This window comes from Streptomyces winkii, from assembly GCF_032248595.1.
GTDB classification, from domain to species: Bacteria; Actinomycetota; Actinomycetes; order Streptomycetales; family Streptomycetaceae; genus Streptomyces; species Streptomyces winkii.
In genome coordinates this window covers 735337-753314 of record NZ_JASTTH010000001.1, presented here as the reverse complement: position 1 = coordinate 753314, position 17978 = coordinate 735337, and the positions used below count along the sequence as shown (strand labels likewise).

The window sequence follows — 17978 nt, the reverse complement described above, 5'->3', positions numbered from 1 at the left end:
GTGGTTTCGCCGTCACTTCTCGTCCTCCTCTTGGCGCATCGCGATGCGCAGGTAGTACGACATCAGCGCCAGCAGGATCACGATGGTGAGGACGGAGATGGCGGCGCCCGTTCCGTAGTGCTGGTTCCCGACCCCCTCGACGAATGCGTAGACGGGCAGCGTCTCGGTGAGACGGTCCGGGCCGCCCTCGTTGATGGCGAAGATGTGCGGGAACGCCTTGAAGATCCAGATGACTTCGAGGAACGTCGTCGCCAGGAGGAAGGGCCTGAGGAAGGGAAGCGTGACCGTCGCGAAGCTCTGCGCGGCGCTCGCACCGTCCAGTGCCGCCGCTTCGTACAACTCCTTCGGGATGGTCGTCGTCGCCGCGTAGAGATTGATCGCGACGAACGGGACGGATGTCCAGACGACGAGCAGCGAGATGACGAAGAACGTCGACATCTGCCCGCCGGTCCAGTTGAAACCGGCCATCGAGTGGAACCCGAGGGCGTCGAGCACCCAGTTGACGACGCCGAAGCGCTGTGCGAACAGCCACTGGTAGACGGTGGTCGCCGCGATGACGGGCATCGCCCACGCCAGCACGAGACCGGCGGAGAGCAGCAGCCGCATGCGCGGCCCGAGGCGGGCGAGCAGCAGCCCGGTCAGTGTGCCGAACAGCATGATCACGGCGACGTTCACGGCGGTGAAGAGCACCGAGCGCAGGGTGACCCGCCAGAAGTCCCCGCTGCCCAGCGTGGCGCGGTAGTTGTCCGTTCCGGCCCACTCGGTGACGTGCTGGATCAGCTGCGTCATGTTGAGGTTCTGGAACGACAGCAGGCCGTTCATCACCAGCGGCCAGCCCAGCAGTACGGCGGTGGCCGCGAGCGCCGGAAGCAGCAGCAGATACGGCAGCCCGCCGCCGCTCCCCCGCCCGTGCGCGCGGCGCCGGCCGCCGCCGCGCGGACCCTCCCCGCGCCGCTCGGGGCGGGGTTCGGGCCGCACCGGCGGGGGCGCCTCGTGTGTCTGCACTGACATCTCTGCTCCAGCTCGCAGGGTCGGCTCGCATGTCGAAGAGCCCGGGCTGCCGGTGTGCCGGCAGTCGTGCCGCCCCCTCCGGCAACACGACTGCCCGCACCCCGGCAGCCCGGCGGGGCGTCACTGCTTCTGCGAGAGCCTCTTGTTGATCTCGTGCTCGACCGACCGGGCCGCGGCCGCGTGCGACTTGCCCTTGAGTACGGCGGTCATATAGCGCTTCACCGGGTTCGGCGGGTTCTCCACGGCGGCCCACTGCGGGACGAGCGGCGTCAGGCCGCCGTCCGCGACGGCGGGGGCCGCAGCCTTCGCCGCGGGGTTGCCCTCGGCCTTCTTCTGGAGTGAGGCCTTGTTGGGGATGACGCCGCCCTCCTCGGCGAGCGCGCCCTCGAACTTGTCCGACAGCGCGATCTTGAGGAACTCCTTTGCGAGTTCCTGCTTCTCGCTGCCCGCGGCGACGGCCAGGTTGGAGCCGCCGAGGAAGACGCCCTCGGGCTTGTCCGCGGACTCACCGGGGATGGTGAAGTACCCGATGTCCTTCTCGATCTTCGGGTTGGCCTCGATGGCCGTAGCCGCCTCCCAGCCGAGGCCGATGAACGCGCCCGTCTTGCCCTTGGCGAAGACCTCGGCCTGCTGCGGGGTCGCCTCGTCCTTGTCCTTGGGGGCGTCGGAGTACGACGCGTACTTCTGGTAGAGCTTCATCGCCGAACCGACCTTGGGATCGGCGAGGTTGGAGACCCACTTGCCGCCCTGCTTCTTGATGAGGTCGGCGTCCTTGCCGATGAGGAGGCCGTCGAAGAAGTACCAGTTCTGGCCGGGGAGATAGAGCGGCTCGGCGTCGGTCTTCTTCTCGATGGCGTCGAGCGCGTCGAAGAACTCGGCACGTGTCTTCGGCGGCTTGTCGATGCCCGCCTCCGCCCAGATCCGCTTGTTGTAGACGACGGTGCGGTTGACCGTGTACCAGGGGGCCGCGTACTGCTTCCCGCCGTAGACGGACGACTTGTTGACGGACTCCGTCCAGTCGGCGCCGATGCTCTTCTTCAGGTCGCCGAGGTCGGAGAGCCCGCCGGTCTTCGCGTACGCGGGAGTCTGCGTGTTGCCGACCTCGATGACGTCCGGCGGCTCGGGCTCGGAGAGAGCGGTGGTTATCTTCTGCTGAATCCCGTTCCACTGCTGGACTTCGAGCTTGAGCTTGGCGCCGGTCTTCTTCTCGAAGGCCGCCTTGACGTCCTTCTCCCACTGCTTGGGCGTGGAACCGTCCATCGCCCACAGGGTCAGGGTCTGCCCCTTGAAGCCGTCGGCGCCGGAGTTCTCCTCACCGCCGGGCCCGCAGGCCGCAACACCCGCCATCAGAGCCGCGATTCCCGTCGCGGCGATGAGTCCTCGTCTCACGGCCATCCTCCCCAACCGCCTGGTGTACTGATCTAATGGTTTAGACCAGTCCGCAGCTTGGCCTAGACCTATAGCCGTGTCAACGGCGCAGAAAGCGAGCCGCGCGTTCCGTTATCGGAACGACATCTGGGCGCGGGAGTCCCGCAGCGCCGACCCCGTGCCACGATGTGAGCTCGAAGTTCACCCGGAACGGCGGGCGGAGGCCGGAACACCACCGGCAACACCGCCGCGTCCGGTGCCGCAACCGGAGCCGGAAGCAGGCCACTCGGCACGGCCCACGCACACGGAGGAAGCCGGTGACGGCAGCACGACACGAACGGGAAGGCGAGCCATGAGTACGGACGGGGGCGCGGTCACAGCCGCGGCAGAGCCGGAGTCGGGAAGCGGCAACGGCGGCGCGCGGACCACTCGCGTGCCCAAGTACTACCGGCTCAAGCGCCACTTGCTGGAGATGACGGAGACCATGCCGCCCGGCACTCCGGTCCCTCCCGAGCGCACGCTCGCGACCGAGTTCGACACCTCGCGTACGACGGTGCGCCAGGCCCTCCAGGAACTCGTCGTCGAGGGACGGCTGGAGCGCATCCAAGGCAAGGGCACCTTCGTCGCCAAGCCCAAGGTCTCCCAGGCGCTGCAACTCACCTCGTACACGGAGGACATGCGCGCACAGGGCCTCGAACCGACCTCGCAGCTGCTGGACATCGGCTATGTGACCGCCGACGACCGCCTCGCCCACGCGCTCGACATCCCGGCCGGCGGTCGCGTGCTGCGCATCGAGCGGCTCCGCCTGGCCAGCGGCGAACCGATGGCCATAGAGACGACGCACCTCTCGCAGCGGCGCTTCCCGGCACTGCGGCGCAGCCTGGTGAAGTACACCTCGCTCTACACCGCGCTGGCCGAGGTGTACGGAATCCATCTCGCCGAGGCCGAGGAGACCATCGAGACCTCGCTGGCCACACCGCGCGAGGCCGGCCTGCTCGGCACGGACGTCGGCCTGCCCATGCTGATGCTCTCCCGGCACTCCCTGGACACCGACGGGGAGCCCGTGGAGTGGGTCCGCTCCGTCTACCGGGGCGACCGCTACAAGTTCGTCGCCAATCTTCAACGCCCGCGCCACGAACAGACCAGCTGATACGGCTCATACGGGACGAGAGGGCACGAACAGCCGCAGAGCAGGCCCGGCTTGTGCACGGACGGCGTCGCGCACCGCGTGCCCCACGAAACAAAAGGTGCTGTTCCGTTATCCGTGCAGGTAGTGACGGGGCACGAACCGCTCGTTTAGATTTCCTGCGCGTCTCGCAGGAGAAAACCGACGGACGGAGCCGAGGCATGGCAGCGCCACCCGAAACACCCGAGACCGAACCGCAGTCTCAGTCGCGAGGCCCCCTCATCACGCCGATACGAGTCGTCATCGGGCTGTGCCTGTTCATCCCTTTCATCGCACTCCTGTGGGTCGGTTCCTATTCGCGTACAGAACCCGCCCTGGCGGGAATGCCGTTCTTCTACTGGTACCAGATGGCCTGGGTGCTGATCTCGGCCGCGTTGACGGTGATCGCGTACAAGCTCGTCAAGCGTGACGAGGCCCGGCGGCGGAGCGCCCGCGGAGAGGACGGTGCCCGATGAACGGCGTGAACGGCGTCGCACTGGCCGTCTTCGTCTTCTTCTTCCTGCTCGTCACGGCGATGGGATTCCTCGCAGCGCGCTGGCGCAAGGCGGAGAACGCCGACAGCCTCGACGAATGGGGCCTGGGCGGGCGGAGCTTCGGCACCTGGGTCACCTGGTTCCTGCTCGGCGGCGACTTGTACACGGCGTACACGTTCGTGGCGGTGCCGGCGGCGATCTACGCGGCCGGTGCGTCCGGCTTCTTCGCCGTCCCGTACACGATCCTCGTGTATCCGCTCATCTTCACCTTCCTGCCGCGGCTGTGGTCCGTCTCGCACCGGCACGGCTACGTGACGACCTCGGACTTCGTTCGCGGCCGATTCGGTTCCAAGTCGCTGGCGCTGGCCGTCGCGGTGACCGGCATCCTCGCGACCATGCCGTACATCGCGCTTCAGCTCGTCGGCATCCAGTCGGTGCTGGACGTCATGGGCATCGGCGGGGGCGAGTCGACGCACTGGTTCGTCAAGGACCTGCCGCTGCTGATCGCGTTCGCGGTCCTGGCCGCGTACACCTACTCGTCCGGGCTGCGGGCTCCGGCGCTGATCGCGTTCGTCAAGGACACGCTGATCTACATCGTCATCGCGGTGGCGATCATCTACATCCCCATCAAACTGGGCGGATTCGACGACATCTTCGCCAAGGCCGGCGACGCGCTCTCGCAGACCAACCCGGCCACCGGGAAGCCCAAGGGCGAGGTCGTAACCAGCTCGCCCAACCAGTGGGCGTACGCCACGCTCGCGTTCGGTTCGGCGCTCGCGCTCTTCATGTATCCGCACTCGGTCACCGCGACGCTCTCCAGCCGCAGCCGCAACGTGATCCGGCGGAACACCACGATCCTGCCGCTGTACTCGCTGATGCTGGGCCTGCTCGCACTGCTGGGCTTCATGGCGATCGCTGCGGGGATCAAGGTGACGAACGGGCAGCTGGCCATCCCGCAGCTCTTCGAGAACATGTTCCCGGCCTGGTTCGCGGGCGTCGCGTTCGCGGCCATCGGCATCGGCGCGCTCGTACCGGCGGCGATCATGTCGATCGCGGCGGCCAACCTCTTCACCAGGAACATCTACAAGGACTTCCTCAGGCCCGACGCGACACCGGCGGAGGAGACCAAGGTCTCAAAGCTCGTCTCGCTGCTGGTGAAGGTCGGCGCTCTGATCTTCGTGCTCGGCATGGACAAGACCGTGGCGATCAACTTCCAGCTGCTGGGCGGCATCTGGATCCTTCAGACGTTCCCGGCCCTCGTCGGGGGCCTCTTCACGCGCTGGTTCCACCGGTGGGCGCTGCTGGGCGGCTGGGCCGTGGGCATGCTGTACGGCACGCTGACCGCGTACGGCGTCTCCTCGCCGGTGCAGAAGCACTTCGGCGGCCCCAACGACATCATCCCGGGCATCGGGGAGATGGGGTACATCGGCCTGACCGCCTTCGTGCTCAACACGGTCGTCGCGATCGCGCTCACGTTCGTGCTGCGGGCCGTGAAGGCGCCCGACGGCGTGGACGAGACGCGCGCGTCGGACTACACGGCGGACGCCGGAGACCCCGGCGTACAGGAGGAGTTGCCCTCTCCGACCGGCGCGAAGTGAGTGCCGCACCACCCAGCTGAACATCGCCCGCGCCCCGCTGACAGCCCGGTTGTCAGTGGGGCGCGGCATGCTCGTTCCATGGACATCACGATCAGACCGGCGCGGGACGAGGAGCTGGAGGCCGTCGGCGAGCTGACCGCACAGGCCTATCTCGCGGACGGGTTGCTGGACTTCGGCGAAGAGGACCCGTATCTGAAGGAGCTTCGCGCCGCGCGGCGCCGCGCGCAGCACACGGAGGTGCTGGTCGCCGTCGACACGGCCTCGGACTCGGTGCTCGGCACGGTCTCCTTCGTCGGCGACGGCGGGGAGTACGCGGACATCGCGGGCGAGGGCGAGGGCGAGTTCCGCATGCTCGCGGTGCGGCACGAGGGGCGCGGGCGGGGAGCCGGCGAGGCCCTGGTGCGCGCGTGCGTGGAGCGGGCCCGTGAGCGCGGCCTGAGACGGCTCCTGCTCTGTAGCCATGACGGGATGACGACGGCCCAACGGCTCTACGGACGCCTGGGCTTCGTCCGCGTCCCGGAGCGGGACTGGGAGCCGCTTCCCGGCCTCGCGCTCCACGCGTTCGCCCTCGAACTGTGAAATCGGACTCGCCCGGCACAAGATGTGGTGGCGACTGGCAGAACTCGCCACTAGATGTATGCTCGTGCTCGCTGTCGCGCAGGGGAATCCGGTGTGAATCCGGAACTGTCCCGCAACGGTATGCGATGTGCTGCTCTGTTCTGCCGCCCGGTCCTGCCGGGAGCCGCCGCGAGCCGCCGTCGCGAGTCCGAGTGCCTGCCGGCCGTGCCGAATGACGTCCGGGTCCCGAGGGTTGGGCCGGTGGACGCCGCAGGGTGTGCGTTTCGCCGTTTCGACGCGGCATGCCCTCGCGCGCCCGCCGCGTGCGCTCCCACGGTGAGCCGGTGACCTGATCCGAGCGAGGGAGAGCACATCCCGTGACCATCGCACCCGCAGCCGCACCCGCAGCCGCCGCCGCATCAGCAGCCGGCGCGTCCGCGCCTCCACGGGCCGCCGCCTCCGCGGCCTCGCCCGACGAGCACGGCGCGCTGCTGCGCACCCTCACCGAGCTGACCGACGGCCTTCCCGGCACCGAGGCCGAGCGGGTCGCGGCGGCGGTTCTCCGCGGACGCCGACAGGGCGCGGGCGAGGCCGAGTTGAGGGCGCTCGCGGCAGAGGAGGCCGCCGGGCTGATCGGCGAGGAGCCAGCGTACTCGCAGCTCGCGGCGCGCCTGCTCACGCTCTCCATCCGGGACGAGGCGGGCGCCGAGGGCGTGGTGTCCTTCTCCTCGTCCATCGCCACGGGGCACCGCGAGGGTCTGATCGCCGACGGCACGGCCGCGTTCGTACGGGCGCACGCGCAGCGGCTGGACGCCCTGGTGGAGGCCGCGGTCGCCGGCGGAGCGGACGACCGCTTCGGGTACTTCGGCCTCCGCACGGTCCACTCGCGCTATCTGCTGCGTCACCCCACGAGCCGCCGGGTGATCGAGACCCCGCAGCACTTCCTGCTCCGCGTCGCCTGCGGGCTCGCCGCGGACGAGTCCCCGGAGGCCGCCGGCGAGGTCGCGGAGATGTACGCGCTGACGAGCTCCCTCGCGTATCTCCCCTCCTCCCCCACGCTCTTCAACTCCGGTACGCGGCATGCCCAGATGTCGTCCTGCTATCTGCTGGACTCGCCGAAGGACGAGCTCGACTCGATCTACGAGCGCTACCAGCAGGTGGCGCGCCTTTCCAAGCACGCGGGAGGCATCGGCCTGCCCTACTCCCGCATCCGCGCCCGCGGTTCGCTGATCCGCGGGACGAACGGCCACTCCGGCGGCATCGTGCCGTTCCTGCGGACGCTGGACTCCTCCGTCGCCGCCGTGAACCAGGGCGGCAGGCGCAAGGGCGCCGCCTGCGTCTATCTGGAGACCTGGCACGCGGACATCGAGGAGTTCCTCGAACTGCGCGACAACACGGGCGAGGAGGCGCGGCGCACGCACAACCTCAACCTGGCGCACTGGATTCCGGACGAGTTCATGCGCCGCGTGGAGGCCGACGCCGAGTGGTCCCTGTTCTCGCCCGTCGACGTGCCGCAGCTCGCGGACCTGTGGGGCGAGGAGTTCGACTCCGCTTACCGCACGGCCGAGGCGGAAGGCCGCGCCGTCCGCAAGGTGCCCGCCCGCAGGCTGTACGCGCGCATGATGCGCACCCTCGCGCAGACGGGGAACGGCTGGATGACGTTCAAGGACACCTCCAACCGCACCGCGAACCAGACCGCTGAACCGGGGCGCATCGTCCACTCGTCGAATCTGTGCACGGAGATCCTGGAGGTCACGGACGACGGCGAGACGGCCGTGTGCAACCTGGGGTCCGTCAATCTCGCGGCCCATCTGGACGAGGCGGGCGGGATGGACTGGGAGCGCCTGGACGCCACCGTCCGTACGGCCGTGACGTTCCTCGACCGGGTCGTGGACGTCAACTTCTATCCGACGGAGCAGGCGGAGCGCTCCAACTCCCGCTGGCGGCCGGTCGGTCTGGGCGTGATGGGCCTCCAGGACGTCTTCTTCCGGATGCGGCTGCCCTTCGACTCGGCCGCGGCGCGCGAGCTGTCCACCCGAATCTCCGAGCGGATCATGCTGGCCGCGTACGAGACGAGCGCGCAGCTCGCGGAGCGGCACGGTCCGCTCCCGGCCTGGCAGGAGACCCGTACGGCGCGCGGCGTGCTGCACCCCGACCACTATCCGCGGGCCGAACCGGCCTGGCCGCAGCGCTGGTCGGCGCTGCGCGACCGCGTCTCCCGCACCGGGATGCGCAACTCGCTGCTGCTCGCCGTCGCGCCGACGGCCACCATCGCCGCGATCGCGGGGGTCTACGAGTGCATCGAGCCGCAGGTCTCCAACCTCTTCAAGCGGGAGACGCTCAGCGGCGAGTTCCTCCAGGTGAACGCCTATCTGGTCGCCGAGTTGAAGCGCCTCGGGCTGTGGGACGAGCGCACCCGCGAGGAGCTGCGCGAGTCGAGCGGCTCGGTGCAGGACCTCCAGCGCATCCCGGAGGAGGTGCGCGGGCTCTTCCGCACGGCGTGGGAGCTGCCGCAGCGCTCCCTGATCGACATGGCCGCCGCCCGCACCCCGTACCTCGACCAGAGCCAGTCGCTGAACCTGTTCATGGCGTCGCCGACGATCGGCAAGCTCAGCTCGATGTACGCGTACGCGTGGAAGAGCGGCATCAAGACCACGTACTACCTGCGTTCGCGCCCGGCGACGCGGATCGCGCGCGCGGCGGGCAGCGGGGACGGGGGCAGGGGCGGCGGCGCGGACGCGTCGGCCGGAGCCGCCGCCTCAGCCGCCCCCGGCGACGCTTCCGCCGTGCCCGGCGCCCGGCCCCGCCCGTCCGCACAGGACGAGGCGGCGGCCGCCTGCTCCCTGGAGAACCCCGAGTCCTGCGAGGCATGCCAGTAATGACCAGCGCCAAGAACACCGACAGCGGCCCCGCCGGAAACCTGCTCGACCCGGGCTTCGAGCTGACGCTGCGCCCGATGCGCTACCCCGGCTTCTACGACCGCTACCGCGACGCCATCAAGAACACCTGGACCGTGGAGGAGGTCGACCTCCACTCCGACGTCGCCGACCTCGCCAAGCTCACGCCCGGCGAACAGCACATGATCAGCCGTCTCGTCGCCTTCTTCGCGACGGGTGACTCGATCGTGGCGAACAATCTCGTGCTCTCCCTCTACAAGCACATCAACTCCCCCGAGGCGCGCCTGTATCTCTCCCGGCAGCTCTTCGAGGAGGCGGTGCACGTCCAGTTCTATCTGACGCTGCTGGACACGTATCTGCCCGATGTGGACGAACGGGCGGAGGCCTTCGCGGCCGTCGAGAACATCCCGTCCATCAGGGAGAAGGCGCAGTTCTGCTTCCGCTGGATGGCCGCGCTCGACGAGGGCGAGGGCGCCGAGAGGATCGACCGGCTGGAGAGCCGCTCGGACAGGCGCCGCTTCCTGCTCAACCTCATCTGCTTCGCCGCGTGCATCGAAGGGCTCTTCTTCTACGGCGCGTTCGCGTACGTCTACTGGTTCCGCTCCCGCGGGCTGCTGCACGGCCTGGCCACCGGGACCAACTGGGTCTTCCGTGACGAGTCGATGCACATGTCCTTCGCGTTCGACGTGGTGGACACCGTCCGCGAGGAGGAGCCGGAACTCTTCGACGCGGAACTGGAGAAGGAGGTGACGGAGATGCTGGAGGAGGCCGTGGAGGCGGAGCTCCAGTTCGCCCGCGACCTGTGCGGCGACGGCCTGCCGGGCATGAACACCGAATCGATGGAGCAGTATCTGCGGGCGGTCGCCGACCAGCGGCTCGTCCGGCTGGGCTTCCCGGCCCGCTACGGGGCCCGCAACCCGTTCTCGTTCATGGAGTTGCAGAACGTGCAGGAGCTGACCAACTTCTTCGAACGGCGCGCATCGGCCTACCAGGTCGCAGTCGAGGGCTCGGTCGCCTTTGACGACGAGTTCTGATCCGGCTCCGCCACCGCCGCGACCGCTCACGGAACGCGGAAGGGGGCCGCACTGCCGGTGCGGCCCCCTCGTTCTCTCCCCGCGTGCCGCGTCCCGCCTCAGCCCTTGCCGCCGTCGAGGCAGCCGCCGCAGTTGTGGAACGTGACGTCCCAGTGGTTGCCCTCGTCGAAGTAGATGTTCCCCGAGCCGGACTTCCACTTGTTTCCACCGATGGAAGTGAAGGTGTTCTTGACGTAGTTGGTCAGGCAGCTCGTCATGTGGAAGTCGAGCTTGTAGCCGTTCCAGTGGCTGTACGTGCCGCTCGCGTGCCCCGTCTCCGTTCCGCCCGTGACCGTCAGGTCGCACTTGCTGGCGCCCTTGAGCGTGACCGCGCCGTCGATCGTCTCCGAGTTGACCTGGTCCAGCGAGGTGCAGCTGGAGTTGTTGCGGTCCGAGCAGCCGCCGCTGGAGGTGATGCCGATGCCCGCGTCGCCGAGCTTCTTCGCCGCCGCGGAGTGGCTCATCTTGGCAAGGGCGCCCGTGTCCTTGGGCTCGGCGGTCGTGGCGTCCGCCACGTAGGCGGTGGAGAAGATGGCGAGCGCCATCGCCGAACCGCCGACTGCCGCCCGCAGGGCGATCTTTCTGTTCATGGGGGGTTGGTTTCCTTCCTGGAATGAAGCAGGAGTTGATGTTGACGGACGTTCACGGACCTCAGGCGGTCGGGACCACGAGACCGGGCCTTCAAAATCCGGACCTCATGAGTCCGGGCCTCAGGAGTCCGGGTCTCAGGAGGTGACGCCGCAGTCCGGGGCGTCCCAGTACTTGCTGGAGCGGTGGTCCACATGCGTGTGGTCGTCGTGACCCGGGTAGCCCGGCCCGAGGATGCCGTGGAAGCCACGGTTGCGCGCCTCCTTGGCGAGCGTGCACAGCGAGTGCGGTCCGGCGCCGAGATCGGCCGCGTCGCCGAAGAGATGACGGCTCGAAGGAGCCCCGCCCACCTGGTCGTTGCACGCCTTGGACCGGAATCCGCTGGTGACCCGGATCGACTGGTCGCCCAGCGCGTGCCGCAGGGCCTCCAGCTTCCACATGGTGCGCAGGGCGTTGGACTTGGCCTCCGCGGCGCCGACGGCTCCGCCGCTCCAGTCGGAGTTGCAGTTGTTCAGCTCGCCGAAGTCGAAGTGGGCCGGAGAGCAGTCGTCGTCCTGCAACTCGTAGATCTTGTTGTACGTGGCGGCGTCGGCCTTGCCGCTCGCGCTCAACCCGTACGCCTGCTGGAAGCGGGTGACGGCGCCCTTCGTGGCAGGCCCGAACTCACCGTCGACGGCGATGACTTCACCGCTCGCCGGGTAGCCGGAGACCCGGACCTGGAGCTCCTTGACGTCGTCCCCGGAAGCGCCTTCGGCGAGGTCGCGGTTCCAGGTGAAGCAGCCGTCCGCGGCGGCGGCCGGGCCCGCCGCGGCGACGGCGGCCGAACCCGTGAGAACAGCTGCCGCGACCATGACAAGAGCCAGTACGGTCCTGACCGTACGTCGGGGCATGGTGCCTCCATGGAGTGTGGGGAGTGACCCCAGAGCTTGTCGTGACAAAGGGAACGCGTCAACAACTGCCAGGAAATGCCAATGGACTTGGCCACTGAATGGCGGTGCCGCGGACGCGCGCGGAAAGAGACTCGCCGCCCGGTGCCACGGGCACCGGACGGCGAGTCACCTCAAAACCCTGATCACGCTCAGTCGTTGGGCACCGTCTCGTACCGCGGCGTGCCCTCGGCCATCTGCCGGAGGGCGCTCTTCCGCTCCCGCTTGGAGAGCCGGTCGATGTAGAGGTAGCCGTAGAGGTGGTCGGTCTCGTGCTGGAGGCAGCGCGCGAAGTACCCGGTGCCCTCGACGGCGATGGGCTTGCCCTCGGCGTCCTGGCCGCGCACGACCGCGTAGTCGGGGCGCGCGAGAGCCTCGTACGCGCCCGGCACCGACAGGCAGCCCTCGTTGGAGTCGTCCAGGCTGCGGCGCTCCGCGGGCAGTTCGTCCAGCACGGGGTTGCAGACGGAGCCGACGTGCCGCACGCCCTCGTCGTCGACGCAGTCGTAGACGAAGACCTTCAGGTCGACGCCGATCTGGTTCGCCGCGAGGCCCACTCCCTCCGCCGCGCGCTGGCTCGCGAACATGTCGTCGATGAGCGCGGCCAGTTCGTCGTCGAAGGAGGTGACGTTTCGGCATTCCTTGTGCAGCACCGGGTTTCCCACGACGGTGATGGGACGCGCGGTGCCGCGCTCGCGGTGGGCGTTCTCGCGCGCCTCGCAGTCCCTGGTGTCGTCCACGAAGCCGGAACCGGACGTGGCACCCGCCCCCGCCACGGACTCCCCGCTGATCTCCTGCTGCTGTCGCGCCATCCCGCCGCTTGCCTTCCTCGCCACGTGAACCGTCGCCCCACAGCGTAGCCGGAGGCAGGGCAGGCCGGACGGCCCGCCATCGGTCGCGGATCTCTTCCGGGTTCAGCAGACCTCTTCGAGATCGCGCCACTCGCGGCTGTCCGGGCTGTCCGCGGCCCAGCTGTCCAGCAGACCCCGTACGAGACCTTCCGGAGCCGCCAGCCCGCACTCGCGCTCGGGCGCCCACAGTTCGCCCGGCCCACCGGGGGTCATATGGCCCAGGGGCCCGGGATGCCCCGGTGAGCTGTGGTCGTGCGGGTCGACGTGCGCGGAGCCGTCGCCCTCGTCCGCGGGCATCCTGCTCTCCGAGCACGTACGGCACAGCAGCCGCACCGACGAGGACCAGTCCTCGGCGGCGAAGCCGGCGTCCGCGGCCAGCCGCTCCAGCGCGTCCCGGTCGGCCTCCGTCGCCGCCTGGAGCAGCACCACCCACGTCGGTACGGGCGAGGGCGCCCACAGCTCGATCTCGTCGAAGACCGGGTAGCTCGGGCCGCCGGCCGTGGTCCGTTCGCCGTGCGGCACTCCGTCGTGCAGCACGACCTCGCCCCAGCGGCGCCCCGAGGACGGCAGCGGGATGCTCTGGATCTCCACCCGCGCCGGGTCGATGCGCCGCCCCCACACGACCTCGGCCTCGCCCTCCGGCGAGAGCCGCACGGCCGCGCTGCCCAGCTGCATCCCGGTCGGCTCGGCGACCGCTGCCGTCTGTGACTGCCCGGGCACGCGGAGCCCGTACGCCTGCCAGGCGCGCCGGGCAAGCGGCCAGTCCTGCAACGCGGTGGCGGCGATGCCGACGTTCCACCAGTCGGGAGCGCCGGTCTGCCGCTCCAGCAGCGCGACGGCGCGCAGACCGGCGGTGCGGGCCTGCTCCCAGTCGTGCCGGAACTTGTGCAGCAGCGCGAGGTTGAACCAGGACTCCGACAGCCACGGCTCGAGATCCGCGGCCTGCGTGAGGAGCTCGTCCGCGTCCTCGTAGCGCCCGTCTCCGATGAGTGCGAAGGCACGATCCGTCGCCTGCCGCCACGAGGCGGAGGGACGGTGCCTCACCCTGCCGAAGATCCTCACGATGTTCCCGCCTGATTCCCGCCTGTTGCTCGGCTGCTCTCGCGCTCGCTCCTGCTTCCGGCGCCTTGTCGTCCGGCCGCCCGCGCCCCGTGTGAGCACGGGCTCCGCCCCGTTCGGGGTTCCCCTCTCGCATCCAACCATGCCCGCGCGGGGGCCTGCTCACTACCCGGGCTCACCCCGTCGTCCCGCGCGACACCACGCGTGACAGGGCCTCCACGACGCGTGGTTCGAAGTCGCGCGCGGACCCCAGCCTGAGCCGCTCCAGCGCCCGCAACGACCGCTCCATGGAAGCCTTCCCGGCGACCATGTCGTCGTACGCGTTGACCGCGCGCACGATACGGGCCGTGAGTGGCTGCTCACGGAAGGGCTCGGCCTGCCGCTCCACCACCACGGCGACTTCGGAGGCCACGCCCGTCTGACGCACCACCGCGCCGCCCAGCAGTGCGATCCGGCGCTGCTGCTCGGTATCGAGCGCTTCGGTGGCACCCGAGGCCACCGGATCCACGAGGGAGAGCTGACCGATGTCGTGCATCAGCGCCGCGTACTCCAGCACGGTGAGTTCGGGATCGGTCAGCCCCAGCTCGCGCCCGACCGCACAGCTCAGCTCGGCGACCCTGCGCGCGTGTCCGTGCGGGGTGTAACCGGCCACTTCGGTGGAGCGCGCGAGCGAGGCGATGGTCTGCCGGTACGTCGCACGTACGGAGGCGTAGCGGCGGAAGGAGAACTGCGTGAGCAGCAGCGGCACGCAGAAGACGGGCAGCGCCCACAGCCCGGCGACGGCGACGGCGAGCGCGATCACCGCGCCCGTCGCGCCGATCGCCGGCGCTATGCCGATGCGTGCGCGCAGCTGACCGCGCAGCAGCGGCCCGACAGGCCTGCCGGTGCCGCCCGCTGCGAAGACGGCCGCCAGCACCACGTCACACAGACCGGTCAGCAGTGTGACGGCGAGCAGGCAGAGCGCGTAGTACGGTCCGGGCCCCACCCAGTGCGCCAACGCGCCGGAGGTGTAGAGGGGTTGGAAGCAGGTGGCGGCGAATCCGATGGCGAGCAGCCCTCGTATCGCGTCGTCGAGTTCGAGGGACGGGCCGCTGCTCATCGCGCGGGGCGCGTTCCCGGCCAGCGCCGCGACGACCACGACGGCGACGACCTGAAGCGCTCCGTGCGAGGTGTTCCGTCCGGCGACCTCGCCGAGGAGCGCGTAGCCGAGGGCGCCCGCGGCGCCCAGGGGCGCGCTCGTCGGGGCGCGGCCGTCGTGACCGTGGCCGGGCAGTTGCACGCGCGCGGACTCGCCGACCGCGATGACGGCCGCGAACGCCAGCGCCACCCAGGGCTGTTCGAGCCCGCGCCACGCCGTGAAGCCCAGCGCCACACAGGCCAGGAGGACCGCCGCGACGCGGCTCGCCGCGATGACGTACCTCATGACGGGCGCCGCCCCGCGCCCGCCTGCTCGGCGGTGAGAGCCGAACCGGCGGCGCTGCCTGCGCCGTTGGCGGCATGGGCGGCCTCGGCGCCATCGGTGAGCTCGGTGACCTGAAGGCCGTCGCCCACCTCACCGCGCTCGCGCGCCGCCGGTACGTTTCCGCCTGCCGGTACGTTTCCGCCCGGACGGTCCGCCGTGACGGCGGGCGACCACTCCTGCCGCTCAAGGGCCCGGGCCAGCGCCCACACCATCCGCGGGTCGAACTGCGAGCCGGCGCACCGTTTCAGCTCGGCCACCGCCGTCCCCACCGACCGTGCGCTGCGGTAGCTGCGCGTGGACGTCATCGCGTCGAAGGCGTCGGCGACCGCCACCACCCTTGCGAACTCGGGGATTTCGTCGCCGGAGAGCCCGTACGGATAGCCGCTGCCGTCCAGCCGCTCATGGTGGTGCAGGATCGCCGCGCGCGCCTCGCCGAGGAAGCCGATGCCCCGGACCATCTCGTGCCCGTACTCCGGATGCAGTTCGATGACCTGCCGCTCCTCGGGCGTGAGCGGTCCGTCCTTGCGCAACAGCCGGGTGGGCACGCCGAGTTTGCCGACGTCGTGCAGGATGCCCGCGAAGCGCAGCGCCTCGGTCCGCTCGTCGTCCATGCCGAGTTCGCGCGCTATCAGGACCGACGCGCGGCCGACCCGTTCGCTGTGGCCGCGCGTGTAGCGGTCCTTGATGTCGACGGCCTGCACGAGCGCGCGGATCGTGGCCTGGTGCGCGCCGCGTTCGCGGTGGTACTGCGCGAACACCCAGCAGCAGATGTACATCGGCAGCAGTACGAAGAAGGCCGCGGCCGGTCCGTACGGGCTGCGCCACAGCACGGCCATCATCAACCCGACGAATCCGTGCAGCAGATGGGGCGCCACCGCCCGCTGGAACTGGCCGCGCCATGCCGAGCGCAGCGCACACCTCTCCGCGGCGACGAGGACGGCGCCGTCGAGCAGGGTGACCACCGCACACATGGTGAGCGCGGCGGCGCCCGCGCCCCACAGCACGTCCGGGAAACCCGCCGCGATGTGCGCCGCACCGGGCGCCGGGCCGGAGAGACCGACGCCCAGCAGCACGCAGATCTGCGCGGACGCCCAGGCGGCGAGGCCCAGTTGGGCCGCGTGCCACACACGGCGGGCCCCCGCGTGCCGCGGCTCGACACGTCCGATCAGCGCCCCCGGAAGCGGCACGAGGGCGGCCGCCGCGGGCGGAAGAAGAAAGGCGCCTGTCAGCAGTACGGGGAAGAAGGCGCCCATGTTGCCCGGGACCTTGTGGCCCATCAGCGGGCAGCGCGGGGCGAATTCGCAGATCGCGTAGAGCGCGGCGAGCGGCAGCAGGACGCCCCATTCGAGGCGGGGAAGGTTCAGCAGCGCGGGGGCCGCACAGCACAGCGCGCCCGACGCCGCGACCGCGATGAGCCCACGGGCCGCCCACGGCAGGCCTGCTCGCCCTGCACGCATCGGAAACTCCTCCCCGTACCACGCTGGAAGGGGAGAATAGGACGGCTGGGGCTCCAGTGGGGCCTCAACGGCTCAATGGTCCGCACGGGACGGGAAGTTCTCACGCGTTCGAGTGAGACGGAATTGAAAGTCGGGGCAGCGCGGCGCCCAACTCCCGTACCGGCAAGGGCAGTCGGCACGGCGTGCGGTGCAGTGCACGCCGCTGTGCGTGCACGCACCCCGCTTTCGCCCCCGCGTCCGTTCCCGCCCTCGTCAGACGTACTTCTGTCAGGCGTACTTCTTGCGCCCGGGGGCGGACCCGCGCCGCGACGCCGACGGCTCGGCCTCCGGCTCCTGCGCGCCCGGTACCTCGGTGCCCGCGGCCTCGGCCTCGCGGATCAGCTCGATCCTGCCCATCACCTTCGAGCGCAGGTCGGACGGCACGTCGTCATGGCCGCAGCAGCGCTTGACGAGCTTCTTGACCTCCTGCTCGAGGCCGTACTTCTCCAGGCAGGGCGAGCACTCCTCGAAGTGCTCCTTGAACTTCTCGCAGTCACTGTCCGGCATCTCCCGGTCCAGGTACTCGTAGAGGTGGTCCAGCACCTCGGAGCAGTCCGTCTCGTGCGGCTCTCCGCAACTCATGAGCCCGAGCCTTTCCCGTCGTGCGACTGCGCGGCTCCGGCAGGAACGAGGCCCCGGTCACGCGCGTAGTCCTCCAGCATGCCGCGAAGCTGCCGCCGGCCGCGGTGCAGCCGGGACATGACCGTGCCGATCGGTGTCCCCATGATGTCGGCGATCTCCTTGTACGCGAACCCCTCGACGTCCGCGAGATACACCGCGATGCGGAACTCCTCCGGGATGGCCTGAAGGGCCTCCTTCACATCGGAGTCCGGCAGGTGGTCGAGAGCCTGCGCCTCGGCGGAGCGCAGCCCGGTCGACATGTGCGACTCGGCACGCGCGAGCTGCCAGTCCTCGATGTCCTCGGCAGCGCTGCGCTGGGGCTCGCGCTGCTTCTTCCGGTAGGAGTTGATGAACGTGTTGGTGAGGATCCGGTACAGCCACGCCTTGAGGTTCGTGCCTTCCCGGAACTGGTGGAACGAGGCGTACGCCTTCGCGTACATCTCCTGCACCAGGTCCTCGGCGTCTGCCGGGTTACGCGTCATGCGCAGGGCCGCCGAGTACATCTGGTCGAGGTAGTTCAGCGCGTCCCGCTCGAAGCGGGCGCTGCGCTCCGCCTCGGTCTCCTGCCCGGCGTTCCCGCCGTCTTCGGTCCCGGTGACCGGAACCACCTCCTCCGATGCTCCGGCGAGCCCGGTCGCGGACCCGCCCGAATCGGAGAATAGACGACGTTCCATTCCGCGCGCCGCCCCGTTGCTCGTCCCGCCTGCAAGCGCGACCGTGGCCCAGTCCAGGTCAACGGCCTTCGGACGCTGCGGGCAAGCGAGAGGACCCATACCGACGGCTCCCTTGGTCTCGACACTCTGACTGTGGC

The 17978-nt window shown here is 69.8% G+C and carries 16 protein-coding genes and 1 riboswitch; of the genes, 6 read left to right on the top strand and 10 right to left on the bottom strand.

Going from position 1 to position 17978, the window contains the following annotated elements; translation table 11 throughout:
- Nucleotides 1-12 precede the first annotated feature (12 nt).
- Nucleotides 13-1011 (bottom strand): carbohydrate ABC transporter permease, encoded by a 999-nt coding sequence (locus QQM67_RS03440; RefSeq protein WP_314172007.1) that lies wholly within the window; start codon nt 1009-1011, stop codon nt 13-15.
- 120 nt (nt 1012-1131) lie between these two features.
- A complete protein-coding gene (locus QQM67_RS03435) occupies nt 1132-2400 on the bottom strand; it encodes an extracellular solute-binding protein (RefSeq protein WP_314172006.1) in 1269 nt (422 codons plus the stop codon).
- Nucleotides 2401-2731: 331 nt separating this feature from the next.
- Between QQM67_RS03435 and QQM67_RS03430 the strand changes: the two genes are divergently transcribed.
- From QQM67_RS03430 to QQM67_RS03405, 6 genes are all read left to right on the top strand, one after another.
- Nucleotides 2732-3529, top strand: coding sequence for a GntR family transcriptional regulator (locus QQM67_RS03430; protein ID WP_314172005.1), 798 nt, complete (start codon nt 2732-2734; stop codon nt 3527-3529).
- Between the two features lie 197 nt (nt 3530-3726).
- Nucleotides 3727-4020, top strand: a complete 294-nt coding sequence (locus QQM67_RS03425; protein WP_314172004.1) for a DUF3311 domain-containing protein — start codon at nt 3727-3729, stop codon at nt 4018-4020.
- Nucleotides 4017-5636: a monocarboxylate uptake permease MctP gene (mctP, locus tag QQM67_RS03420; protein ID WP_314172003.1), complete on the top strand. Its 1620-nt coding sequence runs from the start codon at nt 4017-4019 to the stop codon at nt 5634-5636. Before QQM67_RS03425 ends, mctP begins: the two co-directional genes overlap by 4 nt.
- 78 nt (nt 5637-5714) lie before the next feature.
- A complete protein-coding gene (locus tag QQM67_RS03415; RefSeq protein ID WP_314172002.1) occupies nt 5715-6215 on the top strand; it encodes a GNAT family N-acetyltransferase in 501 nt (166 codons plus the stop codon).
- 45 nt (nt 6216-6260) lie between these two features.
- Nucleotides 6261-6403, top strand: a riboswitch (cobalamin riboswitch).
- A gap of 168 nt (nt 6404-6571) precedes the next feature.
- Nucleotides 6572-9073: a ribonucleoside-diphosphate reductase subunit alpha gene (locus tag QQM67_RS03410; protein WP_399065058.1), complete on the top strand. Its 2502-nt coding sequence runs from the start codon at nt 6572-6574 to the stop codon at nt 9071-9073.
- Nucleotides 9073-10125, top strand: coding sequence for a ribonucleotide-diphosphate reductase subunit beta (locus QQM67_RS03405; protein WP_314172001.1), 1053 nt, complete (start codon nt 9073-9075; stop codon nt 10123-10125). The genes QQM67_RS03410 and QQM67_RS03405 overlap by 1 nt, the downstream gene beginning before the upstream one ends.
- Before the next feature lie 98 nt (nt 10126-10223).
- Here the strand turns inward: QQM67_RS03405 and QQM67_RS03400 are convergent, their stop codons facing one another.
- The 8 genes from QQM67_RS03400 to QQM67_RS03365 form a co-directional block, all read right to left on the bottom strand.
- The gene (locus QQM67_RS03400; RefSeq protein ID WP_314172000.1) at nt 10224-10754 is read right to left on the bottom strand and encodes a hypothetical protein; all 531 of its coding nucleotides are present in this window, start codon (nt 10752-10754) and stop codon (nt 10224-10226) included.
- A gap of 135 nt (nt 10755-10889) precedes the next feature.
- Entirely contained in the window at nt 10890-11642 is a 753-nt protein-coding gene (locus QQM67_RS03395) for a D-Ala-D-Ala carboxypeptidase family metallohydrolase (protein WP_314171999.1), read from the bottom strand.
- A gap of 188 nt (nt 11643-11830) precedes the next feature.
- Nucleotides 11831-12490: a peptide deformylase gene (gene def, locus QQM67_RS03390; RefSeq protein WP_314171998.1), complete on the bottom strand. Its 660-nt coding sequence runs from the start codon at nt 12488-12490 to the stop codon at nt 11831-11833.
- A gap of 102 nt (nt 12491-12592) precedes the next feature.
- Entirely contained in the window at nt 12593-13591 is a 999-nt protein-coding gene (locus QQM67_RS03385; RefSeq protein ID WP_314171997.1) for a tetratricopeptide repeat protein, read from the bottom strand.
- 172 nt (nt 13592-13763) lie between these two features.
- Nucleotides 13764-15011, bottom strand: a complete 1248-nt coding sequence (locus QQM67_RS03380; RefSeq protein ID WP_314171996.1) for an HD-GYP domain-containing protein — start codon at nt 15009-15011, stop codon at nt 13764-13766.
- Nucleotides 15008-16507: an HD-GYP domain-containing protein gene (locus tag QQM67_RS03375; RefSeq protein WP_314171995.1), complete on the bottom strand. Its 1500-nt coding sequence runs from the start codon at nt 16505-16507 to the stop codon at nt 15008-15010. Before QQM67_RS03375 ends, QQM67_RS03380 begins: the two co-directional genes overlap by 4 nt.
- A gap of 267 nt (nt 16508-16774) precedes the next feature.
- Nucleotides 16775-17128: a mycothiol system anti-sigma-R factor gene (gene rsrA / locus QQM67_RS03370; RefSeq protein WP_314171994.1), complete on the bottom strand. Its 354-nt coding sequence runs from the start codon at nt 17126-17128 to the stop codon at nt 16775-16777.
- A complete protein-coding gene (locus QQM67_RS03365; RefSeq protein WP_399065229.1) occupies nt 17125-17775 on the bottom strand; it encodes a sigma-70 family RNA polymerase sigma factor in 651 nt (216 codons plus the stop codon). Before QQM67_RS03365 ends, rsrA begins: the two co-directional genes overlap by 4 nt.
- Nucleotides 17776-17978 lie beyond the last annotated feature (203 nt).

What these genes read in the sequence shown, in the direction of transcription:
- QQM67_RS03440 (WP_314172007.1), bottom strand. Translation starts at nt 1,011, where the DNA reads ATGTCAGTGCAGACACACGAGGCGCCCCCGCCGGTGCGGCCCGAACCC.
- QQM67_RS03430 (WP_314172005.1), top strand. Translation starts at nt 2,732, where the DNA reads ATGAGTACGGACGGGGGCGCGGTCACAGCCGCGGCAGAGCCGGAGTCG.
- QQM67_RS03425 (WP_314172004.1), top strand. Translation starts at nt 3,727, where the DNA reads ATGGCAGCGCCACCCGAAACACCCGAGACCGAACCGCAGTCTCAGTCG.
- mctP (WP_314172003.1), top strand. Translation starts at nt 4,017, where the DNA reads ATGAACGGCGTGAACGGCGTCGCACTGGCCGTCTTCGTCTTCTTCTTC.
- QQM67_RS03415 (WP_314172002.1), top strand. Translation starts at nt 5,715, where the DNA reads ATGGACATCACGATCAGACCGGCGCGGGACGAGGAGCTGGAGGCCGTC.
- QQM67_RS03405 (WP_314172001.1), top strand. Translation starts at nt 9,073, where the DNA reads ATGACCAGCGCCAAGAACACCGACAGCGGCCCCGCCGGAAACCTGCTC.
- QQM67_RS03400 (WP_314172000.1), bottom strand. Translation starts at nt 10,754, where the DNA reads ATGAACAGAAAGATCGCCCTGCGGGCGGCAGTCGGCGGTTCGGCGATG.
- QQM67_RS03395 (WP_314171999.1), bottom strand. Translation starts at nt 11,642, where the DNA reads ATGCCCCGACGTACGGTCAGGACCGTACTGGCTCTTGTCATGGTCGCG.
- def (WP_314171998.1), bottom strand. Translation starts at nt 12,490, where the DNA reads ATGGCGCGACAGCAGCAGGAGATCAGCGGGGAGTCCGTGGCGGGGGCG.
- QQM67_RS03380 (WP_314171996.1), bottom strand. Translation starts at nt 15,011, where the DNA reads ATGAGGTACGTCATCGCGGCGAGCCGCGTCGCGGCGGTCCTCCTGGCC.
- QQM67_RS03375 (WP_314171995.1), bottom strand. Translation starts at nt 16,507, where the DNA reads ATGCGTGCAGGGCGAGCAGGCCTGCCGTGGGCGGCCCGTGGGCTCATC.
- rsrA (WP_314171994.1), bottom strand. Translation starts at nt 17,128, where the DNA reads ATGAGTTGCGGAGAGCCGCACGAGACGGACTGCTCCGAGGTGCTGGAC.